General features: G+C 41.6%; 16 protein-coding genes. 7 read left to right on the top strand and 9 right to left on the bottom strand.

The window, feature by feature from the left end:
- The first annotated feature begins 5 nt into the window (after positions 1-5).
- The 3 genes from DK846_RS17970 to DK846_RS03310 all read left to right on the top strand — a co-directional run bounded on the left by DK846_RS17970 (position 6) and on the right by DK846_RS03310 (position 1302).
- Positions 6-488, top strand: coding sequence for a Fic family protein (locus DK846_RS17970; RefSeq protein WP_245926445.1), 483 nt, complete (start codon positions 6-8; stop codon positions 486-488).
- Between the two features lie 396 nt (positions 489-884).
- The gene (locus tag DK846_RS03315; RefSeq protein WP_109967473.1) at positions 885-1097 is read left to right on the top strand and encodes a type II toxin-antitoxin system HicB family antitoxin; all 213 of its coding nucleotides are present in this window, start codon (positions 885-887) and stop codon (positions 1095-1097) included.
- A gap of 19 nt (positions 1098-1116) precedes the next feature.
- Entirely contained in the window at positions 1117-1302 is a 186-nt protein-coding gene (locus tag DK846_RS03310; RefSeq protein ID WP_109967472.1) for a type II toxin-antitoxin system HicA family toxin, read from the top strand.
- A gap of 185 nt (positions 1303-1487) precedes the next feature.
- On the opposite strand, the gene DK846_RS18280 is transcribed toward DK846_RS03310, so the two are convergent.
- From DK846_RS18280 to DK846_RS03280, 5 genes are all read right to left on the bottom strand, one after another.
- Entirely contained in the window at positions 1488-1682 is a 195-nt protein-coding gene (locus DK846_RS18280) for a HepT-like ribonuclease domain-containing protein (protein ID WP_109967798.1), read from the bottom strand.
- 157 nt (positions 1683-1839) lie between these two features.
- Positions 1840-2157 (bottom strand): nucleotidyltransferase family protein, encoded by a 318-nt coding sequence (locus DK846_RS03300; RefSeq protein ID WP_109967471.1) that lies wholly within the window; start codon positions 2155-2157, stop codon positions 1840-1842.
- 333 nt (positions 2158-2490) lie between these two features.
- On the bottom strand, positions 2491-3888 hold the full coding sequence (locus DK846_RS03290) for a helix-turn-helix domain-containing protein (RefSeq protein ID WP_281269814.1): 1398 nt from the start codon (positions 3886-3888) through the stop codon (positions 2491-2493).
- A gap of 120 nt (positions 3889-4008) precedes the next feature.
- Positions 4009-4320, bottom strand: coding sequence for a nucleotidyltransferase family protein (locus tag DK846_RS03285; protein WP_109967468.1), 312 nt, complete (start codon positions 4318-4320; stop codon positions 4009-4011).
- Positions 4321-4451: 131 nt separating this feature from the next.
- Positions 4452-7169 (bottom strand): ATP-dependent helicase, encoded by a 2718-nt coding sequence (locus tag DK846_RS03280; protein ID WP_109967467.1) that lies wholly within the window; start codon positions 7167-7169, stop codon positions 4452-4454.
- Positions 7170-7342: 173 nt separating this feature from the next.
- Between DK846_RS03280 and DK846_RS03275 the strand changes: the two genes are divergently transcribed.
- From DK846_RS03275 to DK846_RS03265, 3 genes are all read left to right on the top strand, one after another.
- Positions 7343-7864 (top strand): flavodoxin family protein, encoded by a 522-nt coding sequence (locus DK846_RS03275; protein WP_109967466.1) that lies wholly within the window; start codon positions 7343-7345, stop codon positions 7862-7864.
- A gap of 317 nt (positions 7865-8181) precedes the next feature.
- On the top strand, positions 8182-8982 hold the full coding sequence (locus DK846_RS03270) for an EFR1 family ferrodoxin (protein WP_109967465.1): 801 nt from the start codon (positions 8182-8184) through the stop codon (positions 8980-8982).
- A gap of 204 nt (positions 8983-9186) precedes the next feature.
- On the top strand, positions 9187-9888 hold the full coding sequence (locus DK846_RS03265) for a TetR/AcrR family transcriptional regulator (RefSeq protein WP_109967464.1): 702 nt from the start codon (positions 9187-9189) through the stop codon (positions 9886-9888).
- Positions 9889-10357: 469 nt separating this feature from the next.
- On the opposite strand, the gene DK846_RS03260 is transcribed toward DK846_RS03265, so the two are convergent.
- Positions 10358-10765 (bottom strand): hypothetical protein, encoded by a 408-nt coding sequence (locus tag DK846_RS03260; protein ID WP_109967463.1) that lies wholly within the window; start codon positions 10763-10765, stop codon positions 10358-10360.
- Positions 10766-11203: 438 nt separating this feature from the next.
- On the opposite strand from DK846_RS03260, the gene DK846_RS03255 reads away from it, so the two are divergent.
- Positions 11204-12895, top strand: coding sequence for a sensor histidine kinase (locus DK846_RS03255; RefSeq protein ID WP_109967462.1), 1692 nt, complete (start codon positions 11204-11206; stop codon positions 12893-12895).
- Positions 12896-12947: 52 nt separating this feature from the next.
- Here the strand turns inward: DK846_RS03255 and DK846_RS03250 are convergent, their stop codons facing one another.
- From DK846_RS03250 to DK846_RS03240, 3 genes are all read right to left on the bottom strand, one after another.
- Positions 12948-13607: a nitroreductase family protein gene (locus tag DK846_RS03250; RefSeq protein WP_109967461.1), complete on the bottom strand. Its 660-nt coding sequence runs from the start codon at positions 13605-13607 to the stop codon at positions 12948-12950.
- Between the two features lie 261 nt (positions 13608-13868).
- On the bottom strand, positions 13869-14780 hold the full coding sequence (locus tag DK846_RS03245; protein ID WP_109967460.1) for an IPT/TIG domain-containing protein: 912 nt from the start codon (positions 14778-14780) through the stop codon (positions 13869-13871).
- 207 nt (positions 14781-14987) lie between these two features.
- Positions 14988-17018, bottom strand: coding sequence for a beta-propeller domain-containing protein (locus DK846_RS03240; protein ID WP_181391590.1), 2031 nt, complete (start codon positions 17016-17018; stop codon positions 14988-14990).
- Positions 17019-17041 lie beyond the last annotated feature (23 nt).

The raw sequence follows: 17041 nt of genomic DNA, 5'->3' as shown, positions 1-17041 counted from the left end.
GCAGAATGATTGTACCCCTCTTTCTCATGGAAAAAAACCTTCTCTCATATCCTGCATTCTATATCAGTGCATATTTTGACCGGACTAGAGAAGAATACTATACGAGGTTACGGCAGATCTCACAATCAGGAGACCTCAACGGATGGATCGCCTATTTTCTGAATGCCATCCGTACCCAGGCACTCCTCAATATCACCCGTGCTTCAGACATTGTATCCCTCTATGATTCGATGAAGGGTATAATTCCACAGGTAATCAGGTCTCAATACTCAATCGCTGTAATGGATACACTCTTTCAAAGACCTATAGTATCCTCTACCGATTTTATGGAAATATCACAAATCCCTCCCGAATCCGGAAAGAGGATTCTACAAAAACTTCGTGATGCAGGCATACTTGATATAATCAGGGAAGGAAAGGGAAGAAATCCCAATATCTATCAATTCACAAAAATGGTTCAGATAGTTGAGAATGAGATCTCCACATGAAAATGGACAGGCTCACCTGGAAATGATAACCAGCACCAGAATATCAAAGACCGGGATATGAACTGGACCGAAGAGACCTAGGCCGGGTTTTTTTACGTAATTCTATACTAACTCTGTCCTCTCACCCATCTGGCTTCTATTCGCATGGAGGGGGTAAAGTAAATAATTACACTATGCAAATTGTGTTTCCATTATATCAGGCTGAAATGATTGCCATTATACGGAATAAGGGAATAAACCGATAAGATACTTTCTTACGGGAGCTCGGGGTCGTATCATGGATAAAAATGGCCTGGATACGAATTCACAACCTTGAATAGAAGACATGAATATTATGGGTCTAGGGATCTAAGAACGGTATATGGGATCTTTCATTATTATTCAGAGAGGTGAACAATGAACACCTTAACAGCAATAATTCATAGTGAGGGAGAATTATTCCTCTCATTCTGCTCTGAAACCGGAACGGTTAGCCAGGGGAATACTATTGAGGAAGCAATTGAAAATCTCAAAGAAGCAACCGAACTGTACCTGGAGGAGTTTCCTCTTTCCCCTATATCCAGGAGTCTGATTACCACATTTGAGGTAGCATCTGTTGTAACCCAATAAACCCGTTTTCGGAGCAGAGGTGATAAAAATTCTCTGTAAGAATTTCGGGTTTGAGATATCTGGCAGAAAGGGTAGTCATGTACGCCTTTCAAAAAGTACTTCTGAAGGAAAAGTTGGGACTGTTATTCCCATGCATGATGAATTAGCTATAGGAACTCTCCGATTTGCATTAAAACTAGCAGGAATCACACTCGAAGAGTTTTAAGTATATCTGTAGCAAGGTATTTGCAGTGAATATTTTTCCTTCTTCGTCACGTTATAAGAATAGACATACAAATACAACTTTACTACACCTATCCGCTTACCCTTTTTCCACCGGATTCTATACCAAATTTGTATATCTGAAAATAATCACAACCACCACATTTCTGGTAAAGAAGCAAAAGGGATTCACGGCTCCGAATCCTGGTTTTGCTTACCCAGTTCTTTAACCAGACTGAAGATCTTTGGTTTTATTTCAGGAATGTCGTTTGTGATGACATTCCAGACGATAGAATAATCGATAGAAAAGTCTCCATGAATGACACGGTCACGAAGTACTGCTATCTCACGCCAGGCTATCTCCTGATGTTTTTCTTTTACAATATCTGATACATCCTTTGATGCTTATCCGATAACTACAAGGGTATTTCGTACCACATGAGAAAAGCAATCACCATGAATGATATCATCGTATATTTTCTGGTCCGATATTCGTCCTAGATATTGAATTTCATCAAGAATATGCTTCAGGTATATCCGGTTATTCTGGAGTCCAGACCACCTCATTCAGAATATATTGCTGAATATAGGGCTCAAGACTCTCAAGTGTAACAAGATCTACCTTACTGTCAAAGAAAGACTCAAGATAATCAACTAACGCAACGTAATTTTTCAGGGTTTTATATTCGTCTTTGAATTCAACGAGGATATCAATATCACTCTTATTTGTCTGCTCACCCCTGATAACAGAACCGAAAAGGCCGATCCTGATAACTCCGAACGAGGTTTTTAGATTCGGAACTACTTCTGTTAGATCCCTGATAACAGTAACCCTGTTTTTCTCAGTGAGTCTCTGCATAATGAGATACCATCAGATTATCAGAGGGACGAATATTTTGTTTTTCCATTCAGGGTCTGATTCTGAATGACCAGATCAGAGATATTTAATACATGGTTCATTCTGGAGCATACTCTTTCTGCAAACAATAGAGAATCAGATAGGAAAAGATGAATTTTGATGAATTTAGTGTAATCTTGAAATGCACAATACGTATCCTCATGACCAGATATCTGCACATTAAAACCATTCACGGTAAATGAACTATCATCTCTTTAATAATATCTATCCGGGGGGTTGTCCTTAATGAAATCATCTCACGGTTAGATGATGGTGCCAATTTTCATCACAATTTTATCCACCCTTTTCAGAGAGCACCGCTTTTCCCCGCCTGGTAAGCCGGTATCTCTGTTTAGGGCTTTTCGGTGAATCCGGATGTGTCATTTCAACAAAACCTCTGTCCATAGCAGGTTTCAGGTAATCATACATAAATGTTGGACGATGATTCAATCCCACACTGGACATCATCTCTCTCAGGCTCATATCTTTATTATTTAGGCAATTTATCAATCGGGTTACTTGTTCGGTTACTTGTTCGGTTACTTGTTCGGTTACTTGTATCTGATGAGTCTCTGCGAGGAATATCGTCACCCTGACTCGCATCCCAATCTCTTCAATAACCGGATCTGTTAGCCCAAGTTCCTCAGCCTCTCGAAGAATCCTTCGAAATCCTGAACCCCATTGCTCAATCAGATCTAGTTCTCTGAATACCCGGGCAATCACCCGGTTCCTGATCTTCGAGACACCCTGCTTTACATCCTCAATAGTCATACCAGGCAGAAGTATACCGGGATTCTCTATCTCAATGCGGTTATCAAAAAATGCAACCCTTATAGGTGCTCCTTTCTGGGAATAATCAGCGTGAACGATAGCATTTATCACTGCCTCCCGGAGCATAATGAGGGGAATACTCCAGAGATCCTTTCGTCGAATCTCCGAAAAATCTGCCCCTCTCATTGCATGCTTTTTGAGAAAAAGGATGATACTTTCTACTGCATCTGGAAGATGCTCATGAATCTCAATATGATCAAATATTTCCGCTTTATCAGTCCCAATAAAGCGTCCACACTGAACCCAGGCATCAGGGAAATAATCATCACGTCTCTTTCCAAAGAGAAGTACTCCACCACACGTCGGAACGAACTTTCCCTGGATTGACGTGAGAAAACGGAGTGTCACCAGTTCTTTATCATGCAGTTCACGAACTCCTGTAAACCATCTCTTTGCTGCATTAAGATCAAGATCCTCAATCGTAAGATCAGGTACCGGCATTTCATCAAACGATGTCCCTGAACAGGAACGCGATAATTCCGCAATAAGTTCTTGATCTGCCTTCCGGTTGGTTGACCCGAGCCGGACATATACTCCCTCTATTGGACCTTCCTTTTTTAGAAAATGGGGCCTTTGGCCGCTTGGATAGACCTGAACCGAGAGAAGCGTCTTCTCTCCTACAGATATCAGATCCACATCAGGGACGAGCCTGGGTGCAATCAAATCAGCGATGAGACTACAGAGTCGTTCTTCTTCGTCGAGAGGATCAGTAACGCCGGTTATCGTCCGGGAAGAATCTTCAACTCCTATAATAATTCGGCCACCTGCAGTATTAGCGAAGGCTACGATTGTTTTGAGAATATTTTTGGGTGATGAAAGGTCCCGCTTAAATTCGAGTGTCTTTCCCTCCGGTTGAGAGATTAGATCAGATGGACAAAAGATGATTACTCTCCTCCGTTTATTCTTTTTATGGGGAAATCAATCTCTGATTGGTTAATAACATATGAGCACATCTCTCTGATATCTTCCAGAAGAGAGAGATCACGATCCATATATTCTCACCATAGTTGAGAGAATTTCTTGTCTCATAATCGGATTCATGAAATCATCGATAGCTTTCCGGGTGATGAGATCAACCTTTCTTCCAAATATCCTCTCCAGATCGGTCTGTAGTGAAGCAAGTGTAAGAAGTGTAATTCGTGCATCCGGCATAAACTCAACAACCAGATCGATATCGCTATCTTCTGAATAATCATCACGAATTGCTGAACCAAAGATCCACATCGAAGAGATCTGAAAATGAGGAATAATATTAGATCGTACTTCTGATGGGAGATCTTTAATTTTCATCATATATCTGGCTCCTGTGAATTATTCCTTGAATCTACTCGTATTGTAGATGTAGTTCTTGTTGGTTCTGTAGAGTATTCAGATTACAAACTCTATACAATTCTTATCCTTTAGTCCTTTTCTATCTGTATTCTTTACCGAAACCTGCATATCTGGAAATAATCGCACGAACCACACTGTTTCCCTGGTTTTCCCGGAAACCTCTTCTCCTGGATCTGATCAATCAGCCCCTCAACAATCTCCCGGACTCCATCGATCTCAGTATCCCGGACCGGAACCGGATCAACCCGTGCTTCTTCGATATATGCAACCCCTGCCGATGAGACCGGTTTACCAAGAAGCCGGAGCCCGTAGGCATATATCTTCACCTGCATTGCTCCTGCTTCGGGAGCAATCACTTCATCAGAGGTTTTGTAATCCTGTATCTCAATCCCTTCGGTTGAATCGAGCATCACATCAATCTTGCCGATGATCGTTCCGTTCCGGACCGGGAACTCAATCCTGAATTCAGATGCATAAACCCGGAGAAGATCCTCCTTTCTCTTGGTTGCATACGACAAAAGCCGCTGATGAGCCACCCGTTTCATACCAAGAAACCGGCTCCGGTCTGCATATGGCAGAAAGAACCCGGACTCTATAGACTGGTCCACTGCCTGCTCTACAGGAACACCCTGTTTGAGCAGGTTTGAGATCTCACCTAGACAGAAGTGAAGAGCATTTCCAAACCCGAGATCAGGAGAGAGCCCGGGAAGGAACCCCCATTCCTTATTCAGACGGTACCGGTATGGACATTGCTGAAAGAGGATGAGATCTTTTGCAGAAAATGAATGGAGTTCGGCATCAGGCTCCGGGGCCTGACAAGCCACTCCTGGAACAGGCCGGGTATATGGATGAGGAATGACCGGTTCCCTACCTATCTCATCTTCGATAAACTGTGTCGGTTGCATGCCTGAATCGCCCTCCTCCTCGTACCAGCTCAGGCATACCAGATCCCGGGCCCGGGTTAAGGCGACGTAAAATAACTGACGTTCAGCCTCGGTGTTGCCCTCGTACCGGAGAGCAGGGAAGAGTTCACGGGGAATAAGCCAGTTCTTCCTCTCTCCAACCCGGGATGAGGGAAACTTCCCGTCAATCAGGGCAGGAACGAACACAACCGGCCATTCAAGCCCTTTTGCCTGGTGAACAGTGGAAAGGCGGACTGCATCTACAGCACTATCCTGCTCACCGGCAGACTCCTCGTATCGCCAGTATGCATACAGAAACAGATACCAGTGGAGATCCCGGAGAAATTGAGCGATATCACCGGTCTTTCCCCCGTAATGGTGGGAAGACTCAAAGTCGGCAAGCACCCTTCCAAAACTGGCGATGTTGCCCATCACTACCGCATCTTCAGCATTATCCGGTGATAAGGCGTGAAACCCAAGGATTGAAAGAAGATTGTAGTATGCTGTTGTGAAGTTCCGGTACGCTTTATTCTCAAGAACTGCCAGCTTCCAGTACCCGAGCGTCTTTCTGACAACCTCTTTTGTATAGACCGGTGACACCACTGAAAACCAGTCATCAATCGCTGAATCAAGGAGAAGATCCCCGGAAACCGTGTTCTTCCGGTCTTTGATGGATGCCGGGAAGAACCCCTTCGGGGAGAGCCAGCAGAAGATCTTAGCAAGTGCCAGGATCTCCTGTCTCTTGAACAGACCGACCTGACCTGACAGGATAAACGGAATATGATACCTGCGGAGTGCCTGGATAAATGGCGTTGCACTGTTGTTCACACTCCGAAGCAGAATTCCAATATCCTGGTACCTGCATGACCCGGAGTTCACCAGAGTGAGGATCTGATCAGCAACTCCTTCAGCCTCATCCCCGGCCGTCGGATAATCGATCCGGTACACAGCCCCGGCATCAGGCCGTGTTGCAGTCATCGGTTCGTACGGTCCGGTTCTGAAATGAGAGGCAAGCGTATTTGCAACGGTTACTATCTGTTTTCCGCTTCTCCGGTTTTCAGGCAGCACAATATCATAGACATCCGGGTAGAAGGTTGCAAACCGCTGGAAACACCCTTCATCAGATCCTCTCCACTGGAAGATGGTCTGCCGTGGATCACCGACAACAAAGATATCATTCAGGCCGATGGTCTTGATCAACGCCTCCTGTGCCGGATTGATATCCTGGTACTCATCCACGATCAGATGCCTGATACTCCGGGTCACATCCGGATGTTCCTGAAGATGAGTGAGAGCAAGCGTTATCATCCGGTCGAACGTGAGCAGGTGGAACCGGTCAAGATACGCTTCGTAGGCCCTGACCGAAGCAAAAAACTCAGGAGCCTGTTTTTCGATCTCATCCCGGGAGAGGAGATCGTTATACATCACAGAGAGGCTCTGCTTGAATATGGATGCCTTGTCGGTGGTGTTTCTCCCGTTTGTAAGACCGATCCGATCACTGATATTGATTAAAAGAGCCATCTCCTGATTCTCATCCAGGACCTCCCATGACCCGTATCCAAACTTCTCTTCCAGGATCCGGTTACAGAACCCGTGGATGGTCCCGATATACATGTCACCGAGTGTATTGTAGATCTCCACGGCTCCAAGACCCAATACTCGTTTGAAGATCCTGTTCTTCATCGAGGCGGCTGCTTTTTCAGTGAACGTGAATGCGACGATGGATCCGGGAGAGAAGTGTTTCTCAAAGAGCAGGTAGAGGATTCTCCGGGTCAGGGTCTCTGTTTTTCCTGCCCCGGCTCCGGCTATGAGGCGGACATATTGGCTATCTGCAAGGACGGCTTCTTTCTGTGAATCTGAAAGAGGGTGAGGATCATTGAGAATATACGTGAGATATTTATTCATCATCGATTATTCTGGCAGAGTTGGATTAATATTACGATTATATCCTGATTAAATTTCTGAAAATTTCTCTTTTTTGGGAAACATCCGAAGATACATTACTAAAAATCCCTTCACTTTGAAAGTTTGTTGTATAAAGACAGGAATGTTGATGAATATTCATCCATAATATATCGTTCATGGAAATAGTACCTGATCTTAACCCTCTCCTGATCGTCTACTCATATCACCATAATAATACTCTCAAGATTGCCCGGAAAATATCAGAGATTCTCAATGCAGAAATAAAAACTCCTCTTGAAATTAACCTTGATAGTCTATCTGACTATACCCTCATTGGATTTGGGTCAGGGATATATTCAGCAAAACATCATGAATCCCTGTTATCTCTGGCAGATAAACTCCCACCGGGTGAGAATAAACCGGCATTTCTGTTCTCTACAGCGGCATTAACCGGTGAGTCAAAAACCAGGAATGATCATCGTTCACTTCGTGAAAAACTTGAATCAAAAGGATATTTCATAATAGGAGATTTCAGCTGCAAAGGGTTCAATACGAATAGTTTTTTGAAATATCTCGGAGGTATGAATAAAGGAAGACCAAATGAACAGGACCTGAAAGATGCAGAGGCTTTTGCACACCGAATGAAAGAAAAAGTGTTAGAGCCTGCTACTCAAAACCCACGTACACCGATAGAATAGATGCCAACCATTTTTACTGAGATCACACATTTTTTCCATTGAATGCCTGATGAAAAGATATCCAAACGTATAACGTCACATTTTCTCATAATCGCTGACTATCTCTTTCATTGGCATCCACTTTTTTCTGACTTGAATCGAAAGTTGTACTTTTTTGTCATTTACTATAAGTTACACAATAACCGATAGTTATAATATAACAAAGAGATAGATTATGATCCAGATAATCTCAACAGAATTGGATGAGTTCCTTCCTTGGGCTACTCATCCTTGAAAAAAGAATCCGAACTATATGACAAATTGAAATGGAGTGAAAAATGGAGATCAAATCAACGAAATTACTATATTTCTCACCAACAGGAACTACAAAAACAGTCCTGTCAGCAATCGCTCGTGGCCTGAACCCAGATAAAACCGAACAGATCGATATTACCACACCGAAAGGAAGAGAGCAATCAGTAGAAACTTCAGAAGACGAGTTGCTCATTATTGGTGTTCCGGTATACATGGGACGGATACCGGCCCTCATAGTCGATTGGCTCAATGAAATCCGTGCTCACCAGACACCAACTGTATGTGTTGTTGTATATGGAAACCGGATATACGAAGATGCATTACTTGAACTGAAAAATATTGTGAAGAAATGCGGCGGGATTCCCATTGCCGGAGGAGCATACATCGGAGAACACTCATTCTCAAAAGATGATACGCCGATTGCAGTAGGACGACCAGATACACATGATCTGCATCATGCAGAAGAATTTGGAAGAAAAATAAAAGATAAACTGCAGTCCCTCTCTTCAGGATCAATGATCTCTGAAATTGAACTTCCAGGGGAATTCCCATATCGGAGTGATTCAAAATTATGGATTGTAGATTTCATAGCAGTGAATGATGATTGCACAGATTGTGGTCATTGCGTTGAAATATGCCCTTCAGGAGCCATCGACCCACAAAACAGTTCAAAAATTGACACTGAAAAATGTATTACCTGTTGTGCATGTATCAAAAATTGTCCGGTGCATGCCAGATCAATGAAACCCGGTCTCGTACAGGAGGCGTCGGTACGACTCTTTACTTTGTACAGCGACCCCAAAATGCCGGAAAATTATCTGTAATCAGTACAATAGAGGGTTCACTGAGAACCTCTTAAATCTTTTAGGTACAGAACAGAATAAGGAAAGGCTCACCTATATCATTAATCGTATAGATTTGATATTTGTCATACCAATGATATTCGATCGTATGTCTGCTTTGACTGTATTATTACTCACTCATTGCCTGCAGGCGTATGAACTATATAGATAAGGACACGTGAACTGATGGGAATTGCAGAACGAAAAAAGCGGGAAAAGGAAAAAAGAAGAGCAGATATTCTCGAAGCTGCACAGCGGCTCTTCTTCTCCCGGACCTTTGAAGAAGTCTCCATGGATGAGATTGCCAAGGAAGTTGAACTGAATAAAGCAACCCTCTATCTCTATTTTAAAAACAAAGAAGACATCTATGCAACCATAGTTCTCCAGGGTATCGAGATCCTGAAAGCAAAATATAAACACTGCATGGACACGGACGCCCCGGGAATTGTCAAAGTAGCCCTGATGGGACAGGCCTATTTTCAGTTCTCACAGGAATATCCGGAATATCTCCGGATGATACATTTTTATGGATCTGAACGCTTTTCAAAGGAGAATCCATGCAACGCAGATATTGGGAAAGGATATGGGATATGTCGTTTGATCCTCCGTGATGCAGTTCAGTTGGGCATTGATGACGGATCCATCAGATCAGATCTCGATCCATTCCTCACTTCCATGTACCTCATGATCTCGTTCATGAATAACCTTTCAATGGAGGCAAAATGGAAATTGGTGATAGAAGCAGAGGGATTCAGTTTCAATCAATACGCCAGTGAAGTCTTCCGGTTTATCATACCCTCGATAATCTCTAAAGAAAAAGCTGCCAGCCTGGATATCAGGGATTTTGCTAAATACGGGTTCAATTTATCAGATAATATAACGATCTAAAAAATACCTTAATTTTTACTCAAACTGCAATAGAGTTTTTGAGAAAGGATTGTAACCTTCTCGTATTGGAATTAGTACTCCATGCATGATTTATATGAAATCTCCAGGAATCGTGAATATACAGAACGTTTGTACAATAAATCCTTCAGGGCTGGATCTGGCTGTATCTTTGATCATGAGAATACTGGTTTTTCACGTATATACTAAGGAATAATAGCAGCGGAGCAAATACGTATGAACCGGCCATATACAGTTCCATTATGATTTCAGAAATAGTTCATCCAATGAAGGCAGATTAAATTCATCGATCCCGGACCTTTTCAGTCACCATAGTGGTATCTGAGTGTTCTCTCTATCTCACCAATTCTCTTATTTTTTGTTGGATTAATAGGAAATCAACGGTAACGATTCAGGTAAAGATGATACCCTTCTATGTGTATCATCAACCTGAATAATTACCATTATACCATCACGATGTCCGGATAAACTGATCAACGGCCACTGAAATTGGATCATTATCTGAGAGATATGTCAATTCAAATGCATCTGACCCAAGAATTTTACCATGTGAATACCCGTTATTCTGTTCTACAACAGACAGTTCAGTTCCATCTGCACTGATTACACCTGCCATCTTCATCATGACAGGAGTGCCATCCGCTTTAATATACGAAGAATTTCCAACAAAAATCCGGTCCTTCTGCTCTGTAATATTTATGAAGAAAAATCCTCCCTCATTTTCAGAGAAACCCTCACTGGCATTATATTCGACATAAGGGCCAGTCCAGTTCCCGATAAGATGAGGAATATCAGCAGTTGCAATACCCATCATACTTACAAAAAAGCAGAGTAACAATACAACGAAATACCCTTTCATACGGTATTGTTATTCACAAAGGAGATAATTATTTCTCTTTAACTGACATAAGAGACAAAATGATGTGAATGTATAATCTATTCCCGGAAAAATCAATTGCATATTTATATCTCCAGTCATTAGAAATTGACCGGTTCTCTCTTCTTTCTTGAAAATATAATACCAAAATAAAATATTAGAATAAAATACCAGAATAATAACCAGATATCCATAGTATAGATATAGAATTTGAAACAATCATAAAGAAAGAGAGATTAATTCTAAATTTCTTATTGATAAACCATTAATAGAATCGAACAAACGCTCTGGATTGTTTCCGAACGCTTTGCCATTTCCGATATTTTAACGGGTCATTTAAATTACAAAAAGATGAGAATGTCTTTTGGTGTATTTAAAAATCATACATGTTATTTAAAGAAATAACTCAATGTATGACTAATGGTTTTTGATATCAAAACCCTGATACTCATCAACTTTTTAGTAAATTTCGTAAATGTCTTCGTGGCTTTTATAATATGGCAACAGTATAAAAGACGGTTTTCCGGACTGACCTGCCTGCTGGCATCCATGATTATGGAGGCTGGAGGAATCGGCCTGGTACTCTTTAATGGGACAATACCTGATTTTTTCAGTATTGTCCTCGGAAACGGGATGATGCTTATCGGATGGGTTTTCCTTCTGATCGGCCTTGAACGCTTTACCGGAAAGCCAGGACCACAGATTCAGAATTTTATTCTTCTTGCCATCTTCTTTATCAGTGAAACGTACTTCCTGTACATTCAACCAAATCTCTCTCTTCGTGAGAACGTGATGGAATTTTTAATCGTTCTCATCGATTTGCAGCTCTGCTACCTGTTATTTGGAAAAATATCTGGCAGTATAAAGAAGACAACACAGATTATTGCTCATGTCATGGGCATTCACCTTGTATTTAGTATCATTCTGTTAGTTCTCGAATTCCTATTCCCGTTTAAAGGAAACAAGTTCTTCTTTTCCGGCATGATAGGGGAAATTATTCCCACAACGTACCTCCTTATGGGAATTCTGGTAATCATAGCTTTCATCATGATGGTAACCAGCAGGCTTCTTGAAGAGATCAGAGCACAGGAAGAAAAATTCAATACAGCATTTCACTCTTCTCCCTACGCGATCATTATCACGAGAGTATCTGATGGTGGGATATTCGAGATTAATGACGGTTTTACTGCAATTACCGGATATCAACCGGAAGAGGTCCTGGGAAAAACCACTGTGGAATTATCGATATGGGAAAAGCCTAGAGACAGATCTCTCCTAGTAACAGATATTACTAAAGGGAAAGTACGGGGTGTTCAGGTAGAAATCAGAGCAAAATCAGGAAAAATTATATCGGGTCTATTTTCTGCTGATATCGTAACCATTAACTCTGAACAATGTATTCTCTCGAGCGTCAGTGATATAACTGAACTGAAACATACTGAACAGGCATTAATACAGGCAAATCGGAAGCTCAATCTTCTTTCCAGTATAACCAGGCACGATATTCTCAACAGGACAATGGTAATCCAGTTTTACGGACAGGAACTTATAGAAAACCTCCCCGGAGACTCCTATCAGAAAGAGATTAATGCTATTGTTCAGTCAACTGCCGAGATTCGAACCATCATAGAATTTACCGGAGAATATCAGGAACTAGGATCATCTGCTCCTGAATGGCAAAATCTTGAAAAACTATTTTCAAGCCCGGAAATTCAGAAATTCATGTCAGATATTTCCTTTCAGTCAGATCTTGGTACCCTTGAAATATACGCAGATCTTATGCTCAGAAAAGTAGTGTATAATCTTGTTGAAAATTCACATCGGCATGGAAATAAGGTAACACAGATCTCTCTTTCTTCCCATACCGAGAATAAAGACCTGCTTATCTGGTACAAAGATAACGGGGGAGGTATCCCACTTGACGAGAAAGAAAAATCGTTCGAGAAGGGATATGGAAAGAATACCGGTCTTGGATTATTCCTGATTCGGGAGATCCTCTCAATAACCGGAATATCAATTCATGAAACCGGAGTTCCCGGTATCGGGGTGAAATTTGAGATCAGAGTCCCAGAAGGGAAATATCGAAACGCACATACAAATCCTTCTCAGTAATACTGTGACGTCGATCAGGATAATTAAAACATGTTCTGATTTACCATCATTTTCACGGGAGCCAGGTGGTCACATCACGTGCATGTGGCCTTATGGATGCTGGCAATTTTTCAGCTGGATATCCGATTGCACATCCCATAAATGCCCATTCCCCGGGTTGAAGATGAAATATCTGGCTGAATTCATCGACATTATCCATCTGTGACACAAGAGATACGAGTTGAAATCCCAAACCCAGAGCAGTTGCCTTGAGCCACATATTCTCAAGACAATGAGCCAAAGATGCCTGCTCAACAGGAGGAAATCCCTTTTTCTCTGATATTATAATAAATACCGGTGCTGTCCCTACACCTGGGATTGTTCCCATCTTTTTGATCATGGAAAGACGCTTGATAAAACCTGCAGCCTGTTTGGAAATTTCAGGATCACGAGTTGCAGCTTTCTCCAGGTTTTCAGACATACCTTTTAGTTCGTTAAACAAGAGTGGCTGAATAGTCTTCATCGTCTCTGAATTTTTCCTGATAACAAAGAATTTTCTGTATTCATCACCTGATACAGCGGCACCGGCATAGGGAGCATGTAGTCCGGCTGATATGATACCCAGAGTAGCCTCATCAGATATCATTTCATCTGTAAATGCACGATAACTCCTGCGTTCTGCGATTATCTCATCCAACATCTGGTTCTTCAGGGTATTATCAACTGAGCACATATTCTGACATATACCTAGACATCAGACTGGAAGTTATTTTCCCTGGTTACTAAATCCGCCTGATCCAATGATTGTGAGAATACATATCACCCTCCCATAGAGGGTGGTGAAAAGAACCAATTTTTAATGGATGTTCGAGAGACCCATGGTGAGGATCATCCAGAACAGGTAAGGTACAACCATAGTATTCTCTATGTATTATAAAAAATACAAAATCGGGGGATTTATTTCAAGAGCATGCAAAAAAAGGGAATATCAGATCTAACTTGCAGGTGTATCAGCCTCTTTAATGATAGTAAAGACTCCACCCAGCGTATCTTCACCAATATCCGAGCTTTTCACCACAACGGCCCATTTCTTTTCAGACCCTCCGGGATATCCAACAGAATCATCAGGAATATGTAGTTTACATACGATCAAAGTAGAATTAGAAGTCACATCAGTGCATGGAATTTCTATAGAATCACAAACCAGTGTAACATCTCTCACTAACTCAAAATTCTTTCCAAACACCTTTAATTCAATATCAGTTCCACGTTTTCCTTCTGTTGGATTAATACTCCGAATGAGGGGAACTGCTGATAAACCACTTCCCACAACGCCAACAGCCTTACTGCCAAAATAGAAACCTGCTACCGCAACAACTAAAGTACTTACCGTGGTAATTATCTGTTTTGCAATATCTTCACCAGCTCTACTCTTTTCAGTTTTTCGCCCTACATTAAAAAGAGTCCCATTATTCAGTTCTATCGATCGCTGAATATATACGATCTCATCTTTTGGAATACTGTCTAATTGACTTTGTGTAATATTTGTGCTATTGTAAATTGGAGGGCCACTGTGTTTTTCAACTTCCTCATACAGGAGGATAGAACTGGTCATAAAAATAAGAATAAGACTTAATGCAATTACTGCCCGGATACTGCCTTCAGGGAGGCCGAGAGATTGTGAGGGATCAGACAAACCAAGATATTTGAAAATAACTGTCGTAAACGTGAGAAATACAAGAAGTAAGATTACACTGAGGACCAGAAGGATCGAAAGATAGAATTCAGCCCCTCCCGCGTTCTCAAAACTAAGAAAACGGTATGCATATGCAACGAGGGCAGTTAAAGTTAATAGTATTACTAAAATAATTCCCGCCCACATCGGAAAGTCATGCCTTTCGATCATGGTTCAACCACAATTCATTAAAAGAATGTCATCATATAAAAATCATAGTAAGGATATTAAATTTAATATATTTAATTGATAATAGAAAATATTCATTCACCTTTTTTAAAAATTGGAAAAACCGGTGAAACATAAACGTATCTTGTACCCGTTACAAGAGAATGTGGATGGTATTCCGAATATTCCGGAATAAAACCATCTTTCCCATTATAGGGTAATATTTGCTAACGGCTGTGAAAGATCATTGATATCAGTTGCCATAATATTCTGATGAGAGATTGTATACAGGATTGAATCCATGAGAAGGGATCGTTTCACTGCAGAACCCTGGTCATAATTATAAATCCAGCTATTATTATCCTGTGCTATTCTTCCTTTCTCAATAAACCCGGCTTTTGGATCTATTCCAAATACATACGTCCCCTTCCAGACCTGGGGAAATTCTGGACTTCTGCCATAATTCCCAATTATTACCTCCTGTACGGGGATCGCCATCACATTTTTGCTCTGATCCAAGAGGAACGCCCGATGATCATTCAATACTTCTGAATCAGAACCTTTCTCTCCGATAACGACGTGATCCACTTCAATAGGGTCTGTAAGGTTCGATACATCGAATAATGCAATTTTTAATCCGGTTGTAGAGAATCCGAACGGACTCGGAGCGGTATCTTTTCCGATTCCTATCAGATGGGTTTTATCATACGGGTGAAGGTAATCAGAGTATCCCGGAATCTTTAACTCTCCTAAAATTCCCGGGTTTTTCGGATTTGAGAGATCTATTACAAAGAGCGGGTCCATCGTTTTGAACGTGACCAGGTATAACAGATCACCCATAAACCGTGCCGAATATATCTTCTCTCCTGAAGCCAGGTGATCAAGACTGCCGATCATGACCATATCTGGATCAAGAACATACACTCCATTCGAACGCCCACCAGTAGCGGCCGGTTCGTCTATCGTGGTTGCGACCCGAAGGTTTCCCTCATATTCATCGAGAGAAAACTGGTTGAGAAGGTATCCAGGGAATGTCCCCGTGGATTTATACGATATCTTTCCATCCTTGATACCAAATCGGTGTACGACAGAATCCTTATAGGTGGGCAATGAGCCGGGATTGTTTGCCTGATTCTTGTAGGCAATATATATATTTCCTGTTGAAACATAGAGCGTACTATCCCGGCCAAGAAGAAATGATTCAGCTGTAGGCTGGGCATCATTATGAATATTAAAGGATGTAAGTGAGTAAAATACATAATTATCCGGTGGAACCTGAGGAGCCCGGATATTTCTGATTGGAATCTCCCTTTTCCCATCATAGATAACAGGCATATGGTAATCTCCACTGTTCCGGCTCTCCTGATTCAGCACGTAGATATCACCATCAATCATCCGTGCGTTCTGATATTTTCCCGGAATACTAATGTCACGCTGTAACTGCGGATGAGCACGATTAGATATCGAATAAACAAGTGCATGGGTCTGATATTCGGAACTTGGAACCGGAGCAACTGATCCTGCTGGTTTAATCCAGCCCTGACCATTCTTCCCGGTAAAGATAACCAGACGATCTCCGTTCAGGAAAATATCAGATACATCGCCTTCTACTGGGATCTGTGAATCAATTTTGGCGTTTTGAGGAGGAAATGCGTCAACAATCGTCAGGTTTTTGTTACTGATGATATAGATATATTTTCCATCATTCTTAACAAAATCCGGTTCATCTACTCCGGTTACCTGGATATTTGTTGTTGAGAATGTTGATGCTACATCTGTTCCTGATCTGGACTGGGAATAGCCAGTAGCTGTATCCAATGAGAATACCTGGTTTTCTGGCATCATTGCAGGAAGGTGTGACCCTCCGTTTGTAAGGGGTGCGGATACTTTTTGAGATTCGACATTATACAGGCCTTTACCCGATTCCGTAGACGTAAAATCAAAATTTTTTCTTTCTGAGTTTAACGCCTTATCTTTAGCAATTTTTTCTTCATTCGCCCGGGTCTGGTTTAAGAAATACAGTTCCAGACCTTCAGCAGAACTAATCTTTCTTAAAGCCAAAGGATTATCTTCATTATCACCTAAAAAAGGGACAACTCCGAGTATTTTTGAAATTACGGAGGAATCATAACTTGCCGTGATGTGAGGGACAGCAGTTTCCGTACTGTTCACATGTGAACCTGAAGTCCTCGATGCATTTACAATTCCATCTGGAGAGAAATACTGTACTTCAGGCTCCATATTGGGTAGACGATCTGCAGAGA

Source organism: Methanospirillum lacunae (genome assembly GCF_003173355.1).
Classification (GTDB): Archaea; Halobacteriota; Methanomicrobia; order Methanomicrobiales; family Methanospirillaceae; genus Methanospirillum; species Methanospirillum lacunae.
The sequence above is the reverse complement of the archived record's forward strand: the minus strand, read 5'-3'. Positions and strand labels throughout refer to the sequence as shown.

Excerpts from the sequence above, each read along its gene's own strand:
- DK846_RS17970 (WP_245926445.1), top strand. The coding sequence starts at position 6 with ATGATTGTACCCCTCTTTCTCATGGAAAAAAACCTTCTCTCATATCCT.
- DK846_RS03315 (WP_109967473.1), top strand. The coding sequence starts at position 885 with ATGAACACCTTAACAGCAATAATTCATAGTGAGGGAGAATTATTCCTC.
- DK846_RS03300 (WP_109967471.1), bottom strand. The coding sequence starts at position 2,157 with ATGCAGAGACTCACTGAGAAAAACAGGGTTACTGTTATCAGGGATCTA.
- DK846_RS03285 (WP_109967468.1), bottom strand. The coding sequence starts at position 4,320 with ATGATGAAAATTAAAGATCTCCCATCAGAAGTACGATCTAATATTATT.
- DK846_RS03280 (WP_109967467.1), bottom strand. The coding sequence starts at position 7,169 with ATGATGAATAAATATCTCACGTATATTCTCAATGATCCTCACCCTCTT.
- DK846_RS03275 (WP_109967466.1), top strand. The coding sequence starts at position 7,343 with ATGGAAATAGTACCTGATCTTAACCCTCTCCTGATCGTCTACTCATAT.
- DK846_RS03270 (WP_109967465.1), top strand. The coding sequence starts at position 8,182 with ATGGAGATCAAATCAACGAAATTACTATATTTCTCACCAACAGGAACT.
- DK846_RS03265 (WP_109967464.1), top strand. The coding sequence starts at position 9,187 with ATGGGAATTGCAGAACGAAAAAAGCGGGAAAAGGAAAAAAGAAGAGCA.
- DK846_RS03260 (WP_109967463.1), bottom strand. The coding sequence starts at position 10,765 with ATGAAAGGGTATTTCGTTGTATTGTTACTCTGCTTTTTTGTAAGTATG.
- DK846_RS03255 (WP_109967462.1), top strand. The coding sequence starts at position 11,204 with ATGGTTTTTGATATCAAAACCCTGATACTCATCAACTTTTTAGTAAAT.
- DK846_RS03250 (WP_109967461.1), bottom strand. The coding sequence starts at position 13,607 with ATGTGCTCAGTTGATAATACCCTGAAGAACCAGATGTTGGATGAGATA.
- DK846_RS03245 (WP_109967460.1), bottom strand. The coding sequence starts at position 14,780 with ATGATCGAAAGGCATGACTTTCCGATGTGGGCGGGAATTATTTTAGTA.
- DK846_RS03240 (WP_181391590.1), bottom strand. The coding sequence starts at position 17,018 with ATGGAGCCTGAAGTACAGTATTTCTCTCCAGATGGAATTGTAAATGCA.